Annotated in this window: 17 protein-coding genes and 2 pseudogenes; 10 read left to right on the plus strand and 9 right to left on the minus strand. The window is 68.6% G+C overall.

The genetic code is table 11. The features are described 5' to 3' along the window. The first annotated feature begins 1,092 nt into the window (after positions 1 to 1,092). Both AMK27_RS37910 and AMK27_RS37915 read left to right on the plus strand, forming a co-directional pair. On the plus strand, positions 1,093 to 1,815 hold the full coding sequence (locus AMK27_RS37910) for a hypothetical protein (protein WP_445194894.1): 723 nt from the start codon (positions 1,093 to 1,095) through the stop codon (positions 1,813 to 1,815). Then, entirely contained in the window at positions 1,812 to 2,285 is a 474-nt protein-coding gene (locus AMK27_RS37915) for a helix-turn-helix domain-containing protein (RefSeq protein WP_073918677.1), read from the plus strand. The genes AMK27_RS37910 and AMK27_RS37915 overlap by 4 nt, the downstream gene beginning before the upstream one ends. A 198-nt stretch (positions 2,286 to 2,483) precedes the next feature. Here AMK27_RS37915 and AMK27_RS43885 read toward each other — a convergent pair. Both AMK27_RS43885 and tpg (AMK27_RS43890) read right to left on the minus strand, forming a co-directional pair. After that, positions 2,484 to 2,724 (minus strand): annotated as a pseudogene (locus AMK27_RS43885) (hypothetical protein). Positions 2,725 to 3,696: 972 nt separating this feature from the next. Beyond that, positions 3,697 to 4,068 (minus strand): telomere-protecting terminal protein Tpg, encoded by a 372-nt coding sequence (gene tpg / locus AMK27_RS43890; protein WP_445194896.1) that lies wholly within the window; start codon positions 4,066 to 4,068, stop codon positions 3,697 to 3,699. A 227-nt stretch (positions 4,069 to 4,295) separates the two neighbouring features. Between tpg (AMK27_RS43890) and AMK27_RS37940 the strand changes: the two genes are divergently transcribed. Together AMK27_RS37940 and AMK27_RS42845 are read left to right on the plus strand one after the other, a co-directional pair. After that, on the plus strand, positions 4,296 to 4,565 hold the full coding sequence (locus AMK27_RS37940) for a hypothetical protein (protein WP_158076960.1): 270 nt from the start codon (positions 4,296 to 4,298) through the stop codon (positions 4,563 to 4,565). Positions 4,566 to 4,579: 14 nt separating this feature from the next. Then, on the plus strand, positions 4,580 to 4,726 hold the full coding sequence (locus AMK27_RS42845) for a hypothetical protein (RefSeq protein ID WP_158076961.1): 147 nt from the start codon (positions 4,580 to 4,582) through the stop codon (positions 4,724 to 4,726). A gap of 57 nt (positions 4,727 to 4,783) precedes the next feature. Here the strand turns inward: AMK27_RS42845 and tpg (AMK27_RS37945) are convergent, their stop codons facing one another. From tpg (AMK27_RS37945) to AMK27_RS37960, 4 genes and pseudogenes are all read right to left on the minus strand, one after another. Next, positions 4,784 to 5,341: a telomere-protecting terminal protein Tpg gene (gene tpg, locus AMK27_RS37945; protein WP_073918683.1), complete on the minus strand. Its 558-nt coding sequence runs from the start codon at positions 5,339 to 5,341 to the stop codon at positions 4,784 to 4,786. 12 nt (positions 5,342 to 5,353) lie between these two features. Further along, positions 5,354 to 7,602: pseudogene (gene tap, locus AMK27_RS37950) on the minus strand (telomere-associated protein Tap). A 227-nt stretch (positions 7,603 to 7,829) separates the two neighbouring features. Further along, positions 7,830 to 8,519: a restriction endonuclease gene (locus AMK27_RS37955; RefSeq protein WP_073918685.1), complete on the minus strand. Its 690-nt coding sequence runs from the start codon at positions 8,517 to 8,519 to the stop codon at positions 7,830 to 7,832. Between the two features lie 76 nt (positions 8,520 to 8,595). Beyond that, positions 8,596 to 8,805, minus strand: a complete 210-nt coding sequence (locus tag AMK27_RS37960) for a hypothetical protein (RefSeq protein ID WP_073918687.1) — start codon at positions 8,803 to 8,805, stop codon at positions 8,596 to 8,598. Between the two features lie 161 nt (positions 8,806 to 8,966). Here AMK27_RS37960 and AMK27_RS37965 point away from each other — a divergent pair, with 161 nt between their 5' ends. From AMK27_RS37965 to AMK27_RS37985, 5 genes are all read left to right on the plus strand, one after another. Beyond that, the gene (locus tag AMK27_RS37965) at positions 8,967 to 9,284 is read left to right on the plus strand and encodes a carbamoyltransferase C-terminal domain-containing protein (protein WP_274535766.1); all 318 of its coding nucleotides are present in this window, start codon (positions 8,967 to 8,969) and stop codon (positions 9,282 to 9,284) included. 214 nt (positions 9,285 to 9,498) lie between these two features. Further along, complete coding sequence (locus AMK27_RS37970; protein ID WP_073918690.1) at positions 9,499 to 10,746, plus strand: ParA family protein; 1,248 nt, start codon at positions 9,499 to 9,501, stop codon at positions 10,744 to 10,746. Next, entirely contained in the window at positions 10,743 to 11,930 is a 1,188-nt protein-coding gene (locus AMK27_RS37975) for a ParB/RepB/Spo0J family partition protein (RefSeq protein ID WP_073918692.1), read from the plus strand. The genes AMK27_RS37970 and AMK27_RS37975 overlap by 4 nt, the downstream gene beginning before the upstream one ends. 555 nt (positions 11,931 to 12,485) lie before the next feature. Then, positions 12,486 to 12,746, plus strand: coding sequence for a hypothetical protein (locus tag AMK27_RS37980; protein WP_073918694.1), 261 nt, complete (start codon positions 12,486 to 12,488; stop codon positions 12,744 to 12,746). A gap of 129 nt (positions 12,747 to 12,875) precedes the next feature. Next, a complete protein-coding gene (locus tag AMK27_RS37985) occupies positions 12,876 to 13,646 on the plus strand; it encodes a DUF6008 family protein (RefSeq protein ID WP_241847766.1) in 771 nt (256 codons plus the stop codon). A 58-nt stretch (positions 13,647 to 13,704) separates the two neighbouring features. Here the strand turns inward: AMK27_RS37985 and AMK27_RS37990 are convergent, their stop codons facing one another. The 3 genes from AMK27_RS37990 to AMK27_RS38000 all read right to left on the minus strand — a co-directional run bounded on the left by AMK27_RS37990 (position 13,705) and on the right by AMK27_RS38000 (position 17,265). Further along, positions 13,705 to 14,358 carry a MerR family transcriptional regulator gene (locus AMK27_RS37990; RefSeq protein ID WP_073918696.1) on the minus strand — a complete coding sequence of 218 codons (654 nt, stop codon included), beginning with the start codon at positions 14,356 to 14,358 and terminating at the stop codon, positions 13,705 to 13,707. A gap of 8 nt (positions 14,359 to 14,366) precedes the next feature. Beyond that, the gene (locus tag AMK27_RS41440; RefSeq protein ID WP_198956014.1) at positions 14,367 to 16,049 is read right to left on the minus strand and encodes a hypothetical protein; all 1,683 of its coding nucleotides are present in this window, start codon (positions 16,047 to 16,049) and stop codon (positions 14,367 to 14,369) included. Positions 16,050 to 16,314: 265 nt separating this feature from the next. Beyond that, complete coding sequence (locus AMK27_RS38000) at positions 16,315 to 17,265, minus strand: ScbA/BarX family gamma-butyrolactone biosynthesis protein (RefSeq protein WP_079188777.1); 951 nt, start codon at positions 17,263 to 17,265, stop codon at positions 16,315 to 16,317. 145 nt (positions 17,266 to 17,410) lie between these two features. On the opposite strand from AMK27_RS38000, the gene AMK27_RS38005 reads away from it, so the two are divergent. Beyond that, on the plus strand, positions 17,411 to 18,001 hold the full coding sequence (locus AMK27_RS38005; RefSeq protein ID WP_073918998.1) for a ScbR family autoregulator-binding transcription factor: 591 nt from the start codon (positions 17,411 to 17,413) through the stop codon (positions 17,999 to 18,001). Positions 18,002 to 18,067 lie beyond the last annotated feature (66 nt).

The following is an 18,067-nucleotide window of genomic DNA, read 5'->3' on the forward strand; positions in this document are numbered from 1 at the left end:
CCCGCGGAGCGGGTACCACCTCGCTGCGCGAGGTGCAAGCGAACCCCCGCGCTGCGCGCGGGGGTTGCGCTCCCGCTCCGCGGGAGCGCTGGTGACCCGCTGCGCGGGTCACTCACTTCCTGCGCTGCGCTTCGGAAGTGATGCTCCGTTCGCTGCGCTTCCGGAGCTGCGGGGCTGTGCCCCGCTGGCCCGGGGGTTTCGCTTCGCTTCACCCCGGGCCGGCGAGTCCGCTGCGCTTCCTCGCCTGAACGGTCCTTCCTGCTGCGCCTCCAGGACCTTGGGCCCACTGCGTGGGCTTGGCTGGCTGCGAGGGTGGGGATGGTTCGTTCGTGCGAGTTCCAGTGCAGTGCATGCATCAGGTTGATACATGCATGTAGCTTTGGCGAAAAGGCGAGACACCCCCCAACCACCTGGACGGGGCGTGTTTTTTGGGGAAACGTCAGCGCCCTTGTTTTGCCACCCAGTCATGCAAGGAATCATGAATTGAGCGCCTTCGGGCCTTAGCTACAAGACAGTATCTCGGATTTCGGAGAGCATGAATTCCGACGTACGGAGGTACCGGAGCCGAATCGCCCTTTGGGCCGGGCTGCGGAACCCGCCTGGGAGGCTGGCCCTGCCTCCTGGTGCTTGTTGGTCACGGTCGGCACCGCCCGAGACCCACAGCCGCTGCCGCTCTGCCGCCGCCTACGGTCTGCGCGGTCTCACGGGCCCGCACGCGAAGCCGCCTCAGCCACCAGGGGTCCGGCCGGCGCCTGCGGGTGGACCTTAGCCACCTAATACTTACGCAGATCAAGAACCCGCTGGTCAGCGGCCTGCACATCCGGCGATCTGTCACCTCAGGAGGTACACAACGTCTGCGATGTGTACCTCCTGAGTAGTCACATCGCAGACGAAATGTCAGCCAGACCGACAGGTTTGGGCTCGAAACGTCAGTCAGGCTGACGTTTACGATGGCGTCCCGCTGAACGGTCTGCCATCGCCTGGAGGGGGGAGATCTGTCCCCCCTGGGGAGACACAACACGCCGGAATGTCAGTGAGACCGACATATCTGTCGGCCTGGCTGACATACTGCTGGCGTCCAAGATCAGCGAAGTGGAGAGCAGCCTCGTGACACCCGAGCCACAGCGCCGTCGGCCCGCATCGAAGCGGGCAGTGCGCCGTACGGAGCTGCCCCACGGTGATGAGATCCAAGCGTGGTCCAAGCCGGTGCAGCCGGTTGAGGACCTCGACTCGGTCGCTCGCCGCTACCCGCGCCGGAAGCTCTCGCTGAGCAGCGAGCGCAAGCCGCTGGAGTTCTACGAGCACCCGGAGCGCCCCAAGGCGTTCTCCATGGACTCGCTGGAGTTCTTCTTCCTGATCGCGCAGTACTTCCGTGAGGCGCTGCCGCTGCGGCTGATCCTGCTGCTGATCGCTTGCCAGAAGGCCGGCGGACGGATCCGGCTGACGCAGGAGGAGATGGCTACGGTCCTGGACGTGCCCCGAGCGAAGACCAACGAGGCGCTGCAGGAAGTCATGAGCCATGGCATCGTCTTCAAGGTGCGCCGCGGTGTCTACCAGTTCAACCCGCCCTACTCGTACCGTGTAGCGGAGTTCATCCCGGGCACGGAGCTGGTTGAAGCTGAGTACGTGCAGGTCGACCAAGACAAGACGATCGCGAAGATCCGCAGGGACGAGAGCCTGCCGGATCTAGTGCGGTTCCCGTCGCTGGAGCACATGCGCGAGGCGATTGAGGAACTGCGGAAGAAGCGGGCCGAAGAACGCGCTGCACGCCGACTGGCCCGTGCGCAGCGCCAGGAGGAGGGATCAGCCCAGTGAGTACCTTGAAGTGGTCGGCGACCAACGCCGACGGTCTTCTCGCTGACCTGGACCTGCCGCCCGCCGCCTACCGGGCGCTGCTGAAGCTCCGGGCGCGGAGCGAGGCCGGCGGACGCATCGCGATGGACCAGGCCACCCTCGGCGAATTGCTCGGGCTCAGCCGTCCCAGCGTGAACGCCGCACTGCGGGAACTGGAGCTGGCCAAGCTCGTCAAGAAGGTCCGCAACGGCGTCTACCAGATCAACCCGATGCTGGCCGGCTACAACTCCCCCGAGGACGCCCTCGACGCCGTCAAAGCGATGCCCAAGGCAGACCGGCTGGACAGCAAGACCTACGTGACGGACTACCACCGGGCCGTCGCCGCCTACCAGGACCAGCTCGCCGAGCAGCGTAAGAAGCGCGCGGCCGTGGCCGCTGCCAAGAAGGCCGCGGCCACCAAGAGGCGCGGTTCGCTGCACGCCGTCAGCTGATCCGGCAGGCTCCTCCCACAGGTATCGGCGCTGCACCCTCCACTGGCGCAGCGCCGATCGCGTGCTAGTCCTAGGTCCTCCTTGTACTCGGGCGATCCCTCACCAACTGATAGACCCGATCCCTCACCAAACGAAGGACACGCGCAGAGGCCGGCCGCGTCAGCAGCGCGCGGTCCACCTGGTCCAGGACGTCGCGAGTCAGACCTCGATGAAGGCGACCACGAGCCGGACGCGTTCGACATCGTCGACGTACTGGCGCAGCCGCGGGCCGGTGCTGTCGCCGGGCAGGTGTTCGCCGGCCTCGGGGTCGACGGAGATGACGACCAGGGCGCGGTCCAGGGCGTGTAGCTCGGCTTCGCTGGTGATGGGCGTCCAGCTGCTTGGCGGCGGAGACGGAGAACGCGATCCGGGCGCGGCGGGGGCCGTGCGCTGCGGGCATCAGGCGACGGCCGGGCGCTGGGCGGCGAGCCGGGCGAGGTGGGCCTCGCGCAGCTCCTCCCACGGCGTACAGTCCTCCACCGAGGGCAGGCCATTGGCGGCGATGTCCTCCAGGGCGGCGGCGAGCGGCTCGGCGCTCTCGCGGGTCTTGGCCGCGTACGCGCGCAGAGCCGGGGCGTGAACACCAGCTCGTCGACGGCGGCGCCGGGGACCAGGCGGGCAGGTTCGGCAAGCAGCGCGGCGTGGGCGAGGACCGGCGGGGCGAGAAGGCCGGCGGCGGCTTCACGGGCAGCCGGGGCGCGGTAGTGCCTGCGGGGCGCGGCCAGGGCGTGCGCGAGCCAGGCGTCGACGTCGACCTGGACGTACCCGCCGGCTCGCCGGGGCAGCTCGTCGTGCACGGCTTCGTCCCCGTCGCGAGGCTCGGTCTGCTCCAGGGCGTTCAGCGCGCGCAGCGCCTGGAGCTCGTCGACGCGGGCCGCGACCCGGGCGGCTTCGCGCAGCTCGCGCCTCGCGGTCTGCGGCGGCCGCAACTTCGGCGGCGAGCTCGTCCCGGACGACATCGTCGGCGTCCGGGACGTAGACGGTGCCTGCCGGCGCGGCCGCGAGCAGCTGGTCGAGGCGGTCCCACTCCGCGAGCTCCGCCCGGCCGCGGACGTCGTCGGCCAGGTCCTCGTGGCGGGGGTCTTGGCGCGGGTCGAAGCGGGCGTCGTCGAGGGCCACCGCGGCAACGGAGGCATCCATGCCCTTCGCCCGGCGCCGTACGGCGCGGCGGCCGATGCGGGCCGGGTCGACCGGCTCGCGGGGCGCGGCGACGCGCGGGGCGAGCGGGCTGCCGGCGGTACGCCGGGGCGGCCAAGGCGTGGTCATCGTCGGCTCTCGTCTTCGTGGTGCGGATTCGGGGAGCGGGCCGCCGCCAGAGCGCTGTGCGGCGGCCCGTCGGATATGTTTCTGGCAGGTCGTGAATTCGTCCGGGTCAGAATCGTAATTCCATTTTCAAGACCTGTGTGAAATCTGCGGCCAGACCATGGGCACGGGTGCCCCAGTCGGTGAAATACCACTCCGTGATGGCCTCCGCGACGATCAGATGCAGGTCCTCCTCCGTCGCACTGGCCTCCTGGAGCTCCAGGATCTGCTTCGCGTAGGCGGGCGAGATTGCCGTGGTGACCTGGCGCTCGCGGCCGTCGTCCGAGCTGCCCTTGCACGTGAATCCGAAGGCCGTCACGTTCACCATCATCCCTCTGGAGGTGACCGCCGCCTCACGTACCTGTGCTCTGACCTGGGGTTGCCACTCGGATTCCGCCTCCTCCGCCAGGGCGGCTTGCAGGCGCTTCTGCCGGGTCGTCAGGTCCCGGCGCGGTAGCGCTCCACCGTTCGGCGCGAGACACCCGGCGCTCCGCCAGGGTCTTGGTCGAGCCCTTCGTCCGCGTGAGGAGGAATTTCACCTGAGCCTTTTCGGGTTTTGGCGCGGGCCGGGTGAACACCTGGCGCTCCGCCCGGGCGAGGGCTTCCAGGACGTTGCCGCGGCGCGGGGCCGGCTGCTGCTGTTCGTGATCGCTCATTCCCAACACGGTCGTGGTCATCCCCCACGTGGTCGTCGATGAAATCGACAAGAAGTCCTGCGCCACGAGCGACACCATCCGGCGGCGAGCCCGGGGCGTCTTCGCCCTGCTGGAGCAGACCCTCACGGAGCAGCGCCAGGGCCAGGCGACCGCCGGCGGGGTACGGATCGAGGTGCTCCTCGACGAGCCCCAGCACGTGCGGCTGCCGAACATCGACGACGAGATCGTGGCCGGGCCTGCGAACTCCAGCAGTCCATCGCACCGGTCCAGGTCACGGTCCTGACGGGCGACAACGGCATGAGGGCGCGAGCGCTCGCCTGGGGTCTGGACGCCGAGAAGCTGCCGGAGAAGTACAAGATCGAGCAAATCACGGCCGGGCAGAAGGACGAGTACCTGCGGACTATCACGGCGCCGGACGAGTCGGAGCCCGCTTCCGTACCCTGACCGCAGAAACCGAGCGGGCCCGGACCAAACGGTCCGGGCCCGCTCGCGTCCGGGGTTCTACAGGTCGAACTCGAGGTGCTCGATGTCCGTGAACCGGACCTCCTCCAGACTCCCGGCGCGGTGGCCGCCGTCCTGGAAGTACACCTCCTTGAGGGCTTCCGCGGCGATCTCCTGGAGCTGCTGGTCGCTTGCGCCGACTTCTTGGGCTTCGAAGAGGCGAGCGGCGTAGGTCGGGGGCAGGGCGACGGTAAGGTGCCGGATGCGGTCCTGGTCCGTGGACCCGATCGGCGCGGTGTAGCCCATGCGAGCGCGGGTGTCGATGACGATGCCGCCTGTAGAGGCCGCCTTCGCCCTGGCCCTGGCCCGGATCTGCGGCTGCCAGCGGGCTTTCACCTCACGCTCAAGGCGCGCGGCCAGGTCGGCGCGGGGCTTCTTGATCTGGTCCTTCACGTAGCGCTCGACGGTGCGCTGGGTGACCCGCAGCATCTGCGCGACTGCCTTCGTGCCGCCGAGCTGCTTGACGAGGTACCGCATCTGCGGGCCCGCATTCTTGGGCGCCGGGCGGGTGAACGCCTTCTGCACCGCCTTCTCCAGGCCGTCCCCGAACAGGCTCATCGTGGCCCTCTCCTACTCTCCGTTGTCGGCGTCGGTGACGGTGCCGTCCTTGATGTAGCGGGCGAGGTTGAGTTCCGGGGCATTAAACCGCTCGCGGACTTCCTCGCCCCACAGGACGGGCTGGGTGCCCTCGTGCTTGACCAGGCCGGGGTTGATGCCGAGCTTGAACCCGCCGGGTAGCGGCTTGTCCTCCCGGTAGGGCAGGAAGTCCAGCGGCGAAGGCCCATCGGAGGCGTAGACGACGCAGTCGGACAGGATCGCGATCGGGTACTGGCCGGTGAACGCGGCGTGCTTGACGATCTTCCTGTGGAGGTTGATGCGGGTGCGGGAGATGACCGCCGCCCGGATGTCCGGCCGCCAGGTCGGGCGGGACAGGGCACGCCACGGTTCGCCCGGACGCCAGCCCTCGGCCCGGGGCCGCTCGCGCAGCTTGCCCAGACCGCCCTTGACCGTCGCCTTGACCGCCGAGACGACGATTCCCAGCTCCGGGTCGCGGGCCTTGTAGCCGTTCATCGCCGTGAGGAAGTCGGCCGGGGGGAGATCGGCTTCGACACCGAGGTCCGCCATCGTGGCGAGGTAGGCGTCGCGGAGCCGCTGGTACCAGCCGTCCAGGTACCGGCCCGTCTCGTACCGAACCCATGCCTCGACTGGGCGCACCTCGTAGCCGAGCTCCGCCGCGTAGGCGACGGTGGGCGTCGCGTACCAGGCCGGGCCCTCGGGCCGCTCGCCCTTAGGCGTGAATGGGGAGGGCAGCAGCGAACCGTCCAGGTTCACCCACTCCTTGCCGACCTTCACGCGGGACAGGTCGACGTGGGAGAGGTCGACCAGCCAGGAGCCGGGCAGCTTCGGGTCGAACACGGGTGCCTTGGCGTGCGTCGCCTCGCCGAGGCCGACGGTCAGTCCGTTGGCGCCGGCGGCGAAGGCCATGTTGACGTCAATGCCGACCAGGTGGCGCAGGGTGCACTCCGCATCGGTCATCGGACGTGCCCGAACAGCTTCTCCGCCGGGCCGCGTACGTGGAACCGGGGCAGGTCCTTGAGGGCGGGGTGGCCGTCGGGGACCTCGCAGGGCGGGAAGGCCATCGGGTCGATGGCGTCCTTGCCCAGGCTGCCGGGGTTGTGCTCCGAGTGCCGCTTGCCGTCGGCGTCCGGCGCGGAGGCCCGGGTCGGCGGGTGCAGGGCGGTCATCAGCTCTAGGCCGGTGACTGCGGTCGAGCCGCGCGGCGTCATCACACGCGAGGCGTACACGCCCAGGACGCGGGCGAGCTCCGCAGGGGGCAGCTGCCCGGCAGTACCCCAGAACCGGGTGTCCAGCGCGTTCCACGACGGGATGCACAGCTGCACGCAGGCCCGCTCCGACCCGGTCGCGGGACGGTAGATCCGCGCCCACGGACCGAAGCCGCGCTTGGTCAGCTTCCACTCCGCACGCGCGAGTTGCTTGGTGACCTTGTGGCCCTCCGGTAGCCGGCCGGCGGTCCGCTCCTCCTCCGTGAGCGTGACGGGCAGGCCGTAGCGCTCGCACGCGGCCTCGGTGAGCACGATCAGCGGGTCGGCGTCCTTGCCCGGTCCGGACAGCTTCGGAGCACCGAGCTTGGCCTCGCGCAGCGTCCAGTCGACCAGGGCCGGGATGGACTTGGCGGGCACGTCCAGGACCAGGCCGCCGGTGCAGTACGCCAGCACCTTGCCGTCCTCGACGTCGACGACCGCCAGCGGGCCGTGCTCGAACCGCGGATCGGCGCCGCCCGCCGGGGCGCCGGCCGGGGCCGCCTTCTTCGCACCCGGGCGGCGCGACGTCGACGTTTCCCGGGTGGTGCGCGCCGGACGGGGCTCGGGGGCCGGAGCAGGGGTGGCGGGGGCTTGGGGGTGCTCGGGTGCCGACGCGCCCACAGCCTCGTTCGGCTTCTCCGTGGACACTTCGGCCGAGGCGGGCGAGTTGGTGAACGTCTCCGGGACCGGAGCGGTCTCGGCAGGCGCCGGGGCAGGCCCGGTCGTCGCAGGACCGGCCAAGCTGGGGCCACCGGCGGCGGGGTAGAGCTTGGCGAGCCCGTCCAGGAGCCGGGCGTACGCGTCACGCTCGGGCGGGCGCGGTTCGGTCTTGCCGGACTCCCAGTTCGTGACCGTGGCCCGGCGCACCTTCAGCGCGGCCGCGACCTCGTCGACCGTCAGGGCATGGGCCTGCCGCAGACGCTTGCGCTCCTCGGGCGGCGGCAGGACGGCGCGGGACGCGAGCAGCGCGTCGACCGCGTCGAACAACTCGGACATGAAGCACCTCCTGACCCACCCTACCTCGCGGACCGCACATCCTGCGTACGTTCTACGTACTTCTCGCGTACATAGAACGTGCGGTGATGCATCTGGGGTGACGGTGATCCTGCCGCTCGTGTCTGTGCCCGCTGAGCCTTGGCCGTTCTTATGTCCAGCCGGGCCTTCGTCGCCCACACCGACGAATCCGCCGGAGCGGACCGGAAACCTGCAGCAGAGTGTCGCGGTCAGGCAGAGGGACGCTGCCTGGTGCCGCCGCCGCTGCCGTTCAGCGGGATCAGGCTCTCCAGGTGAGAGCCCTTTACCCAGGAGCCCAGCAGGTCGCGGTGCAGGGCCACGACGTCCTGGCGCAGCGCCAGGCCCAGCGCGTCCCTCGTGAACGCGCGGCAAGTGGTGACGAACAGGGCGACGTCCGCCCGGTGCTCGAGACGGGCGGTGCCGACGAACTTCTGCATGTCCTGGGAGGACACGCTCCGATGCGCCGCGTACTTCTTGCACTGGATGACCAGCTTGCGGCCGTCGGCCAGATAGCCGACGACGTCCGCGCCCAGGTCGCCGCTCTTGCCGCTGACGACGACCTTTGTGCAGCCGTCCCGCCGGCACAGCTCCGCGACGTACGTCTCGAATTCCTGCCATGTCAGGGCGTCGACCTGGGCCATGGACAACTCGCGCGCTCGGGCCTCTTCCTGTGCCCGCCACGCGCGGTCCCGGCTGACCGCCTGGCGGTGCGCCCGCAGCAGCGCCCAGCCGGACCCGCCCAGCGCGGCCGCGGCGAGCACCGTCACCAGGGCGGGCCACACCGTCGACCAGTTCGCGGCGACCCACACGATTGCGGCCAGCGCCGCCACCGCGCCCCAGCCCTGCAGCTGCCTGCGGGGCTGCTTCTTCAAGCGCTGGCGCCGTCGTCGTGCCGCCATCACTCCCCCGCCCCTTGGGGTCGTGATCCGCAGTGCGCGCCGGCGGGCGCTGTCCAGACGGTGTGTGGGAAGGGGCTCATCGGCTGGCCTGAGTGACGCCGCTCGTGAGCTGCCCCAGGATGTTCAAGATCCCCTGACCGGCCGGGGTGGGGGCGAGCAGGACTCCCAGTGCCAGGACGATGACAACGGTCAGCTTCTCATCGAAGCGGCTGCGGGCCTCCGTGCGCCGCCGAAGCCTCCAGATGACGACGACTGCGAGTAGCACCGCCACGTTGATGGTCACCAACCGCCCCGACCTCCCGCCGACCGGCTTTCACCCCACGGACGGCTGGATGCTGCCGCCAGCCTTCTTGTGTAGCGGCACCTTCGTGATGGTGGAGGCGGGTTGTCGACGAATGGCACAAAGCCATCGGACCTGGCCGAATAGCACGGCGGCGCACTTCGGCCATCACGGCTCGCTCGGCACGCCTTGCACAGCCGGTAGTCCCGTCCTGCGCGCGGTCCGACGCGGTAGCCCCCGGCGTCGTGCACGTCGATGGCACCACTCACCCGCAGGTCCTTGAGGGGGATGAGGCGCCGACGGTGGCTGGACAGCTGGACAGACTGTCGGCCCTGGACCATCCGGCGGTATTTCTCAACACGTCGTTCAACGGCCGTGGCGAACCGATCGTGAACACGTCGTACGACGCACTGTGCGCCTTCCGGAGGATGGACCTGGACTTTCTGGTCCTGGGCGACATGCTCTACGAGAAGCGGAACGGGTGACCGCTGCTAAAACGAGTCAGGTGGGGTGGTTTTCTGCTCGGTTCGTTGTGCTTGGACTGCTTGGGGGCCTATCACGCCGTGATAGGCCCTCCCCTGTGTGGTCGGGTGAGGGTGGGTGAGGGGTTATCACGGCGTGATAGCCCTGGGAGAGTTCGTAAGTTTGCTAACGCGTCAATGGCAGAAATTGATCTAAGTCGTTAGTAGAGTGACGTCCATGACGTCACCTGACACGGGCGGCGACCGGGAGAAGGTCGTCACTAAGCTCACCAGCACCCTTCGGCAGGACCTCAAGGTTCGTGCCGCACTCCACGGCCTCGACATGCAGGACGCCGTCGAAGCCGGCATCACCACCTGGCGGGGACTGGGTTCGAACCCCGCAGCCGTCGACACCGGCGGAGCTGAGACCTACTCCACCTTCCTTCCCGAAGGGCTGTGGGACGACTTCCGGGACGATTGCAAGGGCCGCGGCGTCTCGCTCACCCAAGGCATCGCCCAGGCCGTCAGCATCTGGCTCGAGACCAACCCTGTTCCCGAGGTCAAACGTCCTGCGATGGTCCGGCGCATCGTCGTCTGCAACCAAAAGGGCGGCGTCGGCAAGACCGCCATCACCGCCGGCCTAGGCGAAGCCCTCGCCGAGGACCCTGCCGCGCTCGTGCCGGTACGTGTCTCCAAGCACTTCGCCGCACTTCTGGAAGAAGGCGACCGGCCGGAGGACCCGCTCGCTCTGGAGGACCTCCCCGGCCTCGGCCAGCGAGTCCTCCTCGTGGACTTCGACCCGCAAGGCCACCTCACCAGGCAGCTCGGGCACGAACTGCTTCCCATGGGAGGCGACTCGCTCACCAACCATATGGCCGCTGACGGCAAGGGAGAGTTGAGCGACCTCGTCGTCACCGTCAACGAAGGCCGTTTCGGCGACAGGCTTCACCTCCTGCCCGCCTGCACCGACGCGTTCCTCCTTGACGTCCGCATCGCTTCCGTCCGTGCGAGGGAGGCCGCGCTCGAGCGCGCCCTGCGCTCGATCGAAGCCGACTACGACGTCGTGCTCATCGACTGCCCGCCGAGCCTAGGCATCAGCATGGACGCCGCCCTGTACTTCGGTCGTCGCAGGGACAACGAGGACACCGGCAACTCCGGCGCGCTGATCGTCGTCCAGGCCGAAGACAGCAGTGCCGATGCCTATGGTCTGCTGACCTCCCAGATCGAGGACATGCGGAACGACCTCGCCCTGGACATGGACTACCTCGGCCTCGTCGTCAATCACTACGACGCCCGCCGCGGTTTCATCGCCACCTCGTCGCTCCAGGCCTGGATGGACATAAAGGATCCCCGAGTCGTCGGCGTCGTCGGCGATCTGAAGGAGCAGAAGGAAGCCGTTCGGGCCAAGCGCCCCCTGCTCGCCTACGCACCCAGGTGTGAGCAGTCCATCGCAATCCGAGCCCTCGCCCGGGAGATCAGCAAGTGAGCAAGGCCAAGAACCTCGGCGTCGGTGCCTCCTTCGCGCAGGCCCGCCCGATCAGCGCCCGCCGCGCCGCGATCGGAGCCGCCACGACCGCCCCCACCGAGGGAGTACCCGACCCCAGCGAGCTTCCGCTCGACCTCATCAGCCAGAACCCCGACAACCCGCGCGAGGAACTCCGCGACCTCGACGGCCTGGCCGAGAGCATCCGTGAGATCGGCCTCGTCAACTCCATCACGGTCGCCACCGTCGACGCCTACCTGGCCGAGCGGCCCGGGCGGGCAGCGGAACTCGACGATGGAACCCGCTACATCGTCATCGACGGCCACCGCCGCCTCGAAGGCGCGCGCCTCGCCGGGGCGTCCACGATCCGAGTCAGCGTCAACAACAAGCTCGTCGCTACTGACGAAGCCCTTCTGGAAGCCGCGTTCGTCGCCAACATCCAGCGCGACGACATGAACCCCATCGAGCAGGCACACGCCCTCAAGAGCCTCGTCGAGTTCTACGGTTCCCAGAACAAGGCCGCCAAGAGACTCGGCATCGGACAGTCCACCATCTCCTCCAAGCTGTCCATCCTCGATCTCGACCCGGCCCTCCAGGCTGACCTCGTCGAAGGGCGCCGGACGATCGAGCACGTCCGCAACCTGTCCAAGCTGCCCCCCGACGAACAGCGGGCCAAGGCCGACGCTCGTGCTCTGGCCGCCGGTAAGAAGGCCACGGCCACCCGCGACCTATCACGCCGTGATAACCCCCGCGCTGAGGCGCTCCCCTCGAGCGCCGGAACTTCCCGGCCTGATGAGGCGGTGGCCGAGCTATCACGCCGTGATGACTCCAGCAATGCTCCAGATGCCACGAACCGCTCGGGAGACGACGTTCCGGCCCAGAGAGATGGCTCGGATCCTCGGGATGAGACTTCCCCGTCGGCTTCCGGCCAGCCGGTGGTCGCCACCGCCCCCGATGCCGCCCATGACCTCCAGCTGCCGTGGCACGACGGCGCAGCCCTGATGGACACCGCCTTCGACCGGCTGGACGCCGACCAGCGGAGCGCGCTCATCCTGCGGTACTTCCAACGCAGCCAAGGAGTCGAGGCCGTCATCACGGACATGAGAGGAACCCTCCCGCCGCAGGCCCGCTCCTCCCTCGCGGCCATCCTCCAACAGGTCTCCGCCGGTCTTCTGAACGACGCTTAGCAGCACCGCGAGAAGCCCCTGCTCTCCGCATTCAGGGCGGTGGGCAGGGGCTTCGGCGCACTCAGAGAGCGGAAAGCCTGCTCCCGCCACAAGGCAACGGCCGAGCGGGGGAGGAGGAGCAGGCTGGTGCAGCAGCCACAGAACGGCGTCGAGGTGTGGGCCCTGCGCGTACCGGGCGTCTCTGTGTCCTCACTTGATCTGTCGGCGCTCGACGTAAGGGAGGTCGCCGCATGGACACGTTCGTGCGCGACGCCGACCGGGCGCGCTACGGCTTCGCTCATGCGGCCCTTCGTACGGTTCTGGCCGGCCTCACCGGCTCGGCGCCGGAGCTGCTCCGCTTCGCCCGTGCTTCCCGCCCATGCTGTGGCGGGCCGCACGGAAGGCCCGTCCTCACTTCCTCCGCGTCGGTGCCGCATCAAACCCGATCGGTGTCGACGTGGAGCCCGCGCCGCAGCTCGAGGTCGCGGAGCAGCTCGCGGCAGTCCCGCATCCGGCGGAGTTCAAGGAGATGGGGACCGTACTCCCGGATGACCGACCGGCTGTCATCGCCCGCCTATGGCACGCAAGGAGGCGTACCTCAAGGGCCTGGGCATCGGACGTGGCCGCGAGTCCTCGGCTGACGGTGTCCGTGGTGACCTGCCGGGCTGGTGCCTGACCGACCTTTCCGTGGACAGCGGGTACGCGGCCGTACTCGCGGTCAGCTCCCCCACGCTGTCCACGGTCCGGCTGCGCGTTGCCGGCCTGACCGACCTGTCGAGCCGTCGGAGCGACGATTGCGCACGAATGAAGGTGCCTGCCCGGACCCGGGATCCATAGCGTGGCCATGCGTCACTCAGGAGTGACTGACTGGAACCCGGACAAGGAGTCCCACCCATGTACCTCGCGCAGACAGCTCATGGAGCGCACGGCGCGGCTGGAGCGGCCGGCGCGCACGCAGGCCACGACATGGGAGGGGCGGCCGTCTCGACCCTCGACACATTGGGAGCCGTCCTCTTCATCGGATGGACCGTGGCGATGTGGCTGGCCGTCGTCGTGCTGGCCTATGCCAACCGAGGCCCGGTCCGGCCGTGGCTCTACAAGACTGCGGTCGGCCTCATCGGTCTCGGCGTGGTCGGGCAGCTCGGTCACTTCCAGGAGCACGTCTCGCAGGCCGGCTACTGGGTGGCCAACCCGACCTCCCCCGCCTGGATGACCCCCTGGGCGATGAGCCTCGCACGGGGCATGGGGCAGATCGACTCGACCAAGCCCGCACTGGGCATGGAGATCCTCCACCTCACCGGCAACTTCATCTTCCTCGCGGGCCTCGTCGGCATCGTGCTGATCACCAAGCGGGCAGTCGGGCACCTCAAGTCCCGCAAGTGGGCCAAGATGGGCGTCTGGATGCAGACCATCCACGGCATCGAGCACATCGTGCTGACCGCGTCCGTGGCGTTGGGCGCCAGCCGAGCGATCGGCCTGTCCACCTGGTTCGGCACGATCGATCCGGGGCCGGCGTTGGTGACGTACCGGGTGTGGTGGCACTTCGTCGCCAACCTGATCGGTTCGGGCATCCTCGCCGTCTCCCTCTACCACCTGTGGAAGGAGAAGCGAGCGGTCAAGAACGGCTATGTCGAGGTGCAGCCGGAGCAGAAGCCCGCCGACATCCTCTCCTGCGATCTGTTCCCCGTGTCCGAGGGAGACGTCGTACGCTCGCCCGCTCTGACGAACCGCTCGTAGCGAGCCACAGACCGTGACGTGTGGGGCCGTGCAACGCGCGGCCCCACACGCGTTTTCGTCAGGAGCCGGCCTCGCTCGCTCCCGACGCCACGAACGCATGGGCCGGGGGAGTGCCTCTTCCCGCCCGGGCCAGGCGGCGCAGGGCGGACAGAAGGCTGTCACCGAGTACGGTGCCGACGACAAGGCTCTCGGCGAGGCTTCGGGCGTCGTCGCAGGAGCGCAGGACCTCCTCGTCTACTGCCGCGACCTTCTCGGCCGCCTCCGCGTAGTCGGCGAGGCGATCGGCGAAGCGCTCCTGGCCCAGCTCGCACAAGATGTCCAGAAGCTCCACGACCATCGCGAACTCCGGACCGTCCACCGGGGCGTCCCACCCCTGGCGCTCGGTGAGTGAGCGGACCGACTCGACGGTCCGCGGGTCCGCGGTGAGCGGGGCGAGCGGTCCCGCGTAGGACGCGACGGCTGTCATCGACCCTGGGTCGAACGTGCCGTCGGGCTCGTCCAGGGTGGTCACGATGGACCGAATCCTGGAGATGGTCAGGCCGCCGGGGTCCAGGAGCGCACGGATCAAGCGGAGCCTGTGCACGTGGTCTTCCGTGTAGTGAGCCTGGTTGCTGCTGGTAAGGAGTCCAGAGGGAAGCAGCCCCTCTCGGAGGTAGTACTTGATCGTGGCGGTGGACACGTCGGTGGTGCGGCTGAGTTCCGCGATGCGCATGCGTGCTCCTAGAGATGCGGGGATTTCCGTGTGCCGGCGGGGACGCCCTTGGCTTGCGGTGCGCCGGTCTCTGATTCGATGCGGCAACGCCAGCACAGACCTCGCGGTGCAGGGCGGCCGCATGTGCCGCCGCGGCCCCGGCAGCCAATGCCGACCACGGCGGCAGGTGCGGGTTCCAGTGAGGGCGCCGGGTGCGGACGACAGCTCGCGCAGAGGCCAGACCTACCGGGGTGGTGGGGCCGGTCGCAGTCCGGGCAGCACTCCGCGATGAGCAGGGCGGTTGCCCCGGGACGAGCCGCAGGGATCCAAGGCAGGTCGGCTTCGGAGGTCAGGGCGACGTCCACAGCCGTGGTCTCTTTCCGGGCTTCCGCCCGTTCCATGATCGTTTCTCGGCACGCCCGGCATTCCGTTCCGGTTGACCAACGGGTTCCCGATTCGCAGTCCGGGTCGGCGCAGCCCCAGCGGGGGAGTGCGACGCCCAGGAGCCAGCGTCCAGGGTCCCGAATGTCGGCGAGGAGGGTCTGTGCGAGGCGTTGGGTGAGCCGGGCCCGCAGGCGCTGAACCTGGGTGCCGTCGTTGAGCTGGCGGGCGATCTCCTGGCCGATGCGCCGCTGCACGTAGGTGTTGATCTCAGGAAGCAGGAAGCGAACTGGCGCTAGGACGGCGTGGAGTCGTGCGCTGAATGTGAGTTGGGGCCCCCGGTAGGGGCTCGCGCTGGTGCTGTGAATGGTGGGGGAGGCGGTCGGGATCTTGCTGCCCGCGCGCAGCGCGCGATCCCCCGGTGTCCCGGTGGGGTGCGGTGTCGTGTGGCGGTTTTCCACAGCGTTGTCCACCGCTACTTCGCCTACGGCGGGTGAGACAGGCATCGCTTCGTTCTCAAGTCGGTCAATCCTTAGGTCTTCCTTGTTCGCGAGCGAACGCGCATCAGGTTGGGAACCTGACCGGTCATCAAGAACAGAAGAAGGAACAGCCTGTTGGCCGTGGATGAGAAAGAGGTGGCGTCCCCGGGCTCCGGCTCGCCTGTGGACACTGATCCAGCCGGATTCCGCCAGCTCGTCGACGATGCGCCCGGCCGCTTCGGCGGTTAGTGCCTGTCCAGCGCGCGGACCGGAGTGATGGCGCAGGAAGTTGGCGAGGACTCCCTCGGTGAGGGGGATGCCGCGGACGACGGCGTAGGCGATGACGGCGTAAGCGCGGAGAAGCCGGGGACGCAGGTGTTCGCTCGCCGCGACGGGCAGCCAGATGAACCGCTCGGTGGGGCGCAGCGGACGGACCCGGCGGCGTGCGGTGGTGCCGCATCCGCCCGGGAGTGAGCGGCGCTGGCTGTCGGGGAGCTCGATCACACCGTCGGGAGCCGTGGCGCGCAGCTGCGCGAGGCCGCGCTGCACGGTCGAGGGAGAGACGCCGAGGTACGACGCGAGGGTGGCTACGCCTGCCGTACAGCCCTCGGGGCGCAGTCCGAGTGCCTTGACCTTCATGTAGACGCTCAGGGCTGCGTCGGAGTAGTGCGGCGATTCGATAAGCCGCATCGGGACCTTCACGCGTCCGCGAGGGAAGGGAGCGAGCGTCGATCGGTCGATCGTTGCCCGGAGTTGGCCGGAATCTGTGGGTGAAGAATAGCCATCAATGCCACTTTCCGTCTCGGAAAGGCGTGCAGAGGGCTGGAGAATCGCAGAACTTTGGTTCATCATGAGGTGGTCTCCTGGCGGGAGGCATAGGGGCCGCTGTGCGGCGGCTTCCTGGCTCTGGCAGAGCCTGATAGTGCGCGTTTCTGGGGTGGCACCCAGAACGGGCCTTCGCCCGTCGAGTTGGCAGCTCGGCGGGCGGTGTGAATGACCTCTCAGTGGTGGCTCACTGAGTTTCGGTCGGCGGGGTCCGCCTTGTGGCGGCAGAAGGCCGCCTTGTGACATAGATCACTCCCCCCTTTTGGGTGCTCGTTCGATGGCAGGGTTGTGCTCAGAGAGAGGACACGTCCGCCAGCTCGGCGCTCGCGCTGAGCGCGATGGATCCCCCCTGGAGCGCGTTGACGCGGATGGTCTGGCGGCTGCTGTTCGACGAGTCCGTGCCCGCCGACTCGGCCTCGATCCAACACGGCTCGTCGAACTCGACGTAGCGATGGAATGAGACATCCATCGAGGTGGGCAGAACGGCGCCGGTCTTCGAGGGCTGCATGGCGTGTCCCGCCTGCCGTACCGACTCCAGCAGCAGCATGCCCGGGACGTGGTCGAGCGCGTGGTCGAAGAGCACCGGGTGACTCGTGTCGACGCGAAGCTGCCAGCGCAGGCGGTCCGAGGTGGGAGCGAGGACGATGTCCTGCTTCCGAAGGCGGCCCACAGCGGCGCGGGAGACGGGCTCAGGCGGCTGCGGCGCCCGCGCGAAGATCTCGCCGGCCTCGCCCCGGCCCGTGCGCAGTCGCTGGTACACGGCGGGGGAGTGGCTGCCGAAGCGCACGCTGGCCATGGCCAGCAACGAGCCACGACGGACGGCCTCCATGTGCATGGACATCGTGACCGGAACCGTGCGGTTGTACCGGATGTCGGAACAGGTCACGTGCAGTTCGATGTCCGCCGGTGTGTCCTCCACCCGTAGGGCCTGCGGGTTGACCGCGAACTGCAGCCGCGACCAGGACAGGCTGTGCCCGAACGGAACGTGGTAGCCGACGTGTGCGAGCAGAGTGCTTGTTTGCCGGATGGTCTCGCAGAGCAGAAGAGGGTCGTGCAGCCCGTGCTCCGGGACGTAGAAGCTGTGGCTGCGGGGCCATTGTGCGGTGACCCTGAACCTGTCGTGGCCTTCCTTGTTCCAGCCGGTGAGGAACACTTCCGACAAGGCCGCCCGGTGAACGTACTCCCTGGCGACCGTCGTGGTCAGCGCGGGTCTGGCCTGTGGTTCCTTGGGTTTTGTCAGCATGCCTCTCCCCTAGGGCGTGCGTGTGGGGTTCCCCCCCAGTGCCCCCTACCGGTCGATGGGGGACGGGCTATAAAATAGTGGTTGTTCTTTTTTTTTGTCGAGAGGGAGGCCGGCATTGGTGGCCAGACCGCAGCAGGACCGTGCGCTGAGGACGCGGGAAGCCATCGTCATGGGGGCGGCGGAGGTCTTCGACGAGTTCGGGTTCAGCGGTGCCAGCATCAGCAGGATCATGAAGCGGGCCGGAGTCTCCCAGGGCGCGATGTACTTCCACTTCAAGTCGAAGGAAGACCTGGCGCGCGCGGTGATGAACGCGCAACCCGAGACGGTCATCCCGCGACTGGAATCGCACGGGTTGCAGCGCATCGTGGACATGACCTTCGTGTGGGCGTGGCAGATTCAGAACGACGTCCTGCTGCGCGCGGGTGTCCGCCTCACCAATGAGCAGGACGGCACCAGCGTGCGCGACGCGACGCCGTACACGGAGTGGGCCCAGATCCTCGAAGTGACCCTTCGGGAGGCTCAGTACGACGGCGAGCTGCGGGAGTCCGTCGACGTCGGTCGGTTCTCCGAGTTCCTCGTCAGCGCGTGTACCGGGATGCAGATGTACTCGAACGCCGTGAGCTCGCGCCGGGATCTGCCGGCACGGACCGTTGCGATGTGGCAGCTCCTTCTCCCTGGCGTCGCGACGCAGCGGGTCGCCGAGTCCATCGACTTGGACGTGAACCGCCTCGCCTGACCGCAGCGATGCCCGGACTCTCTCTCGCACACTTCCACCGCCCAGCTCCGACCGACTCCAGGAGAT

The sequence above is a fragment of the Streptomyces sp. CB02009 genome, assembly GCF_001905825.1.
Lineage (GTDB): Bacteria > Actinomycetota > Actinomycetes > Streptomycetales > Streptomycetaceae > Streptomyces.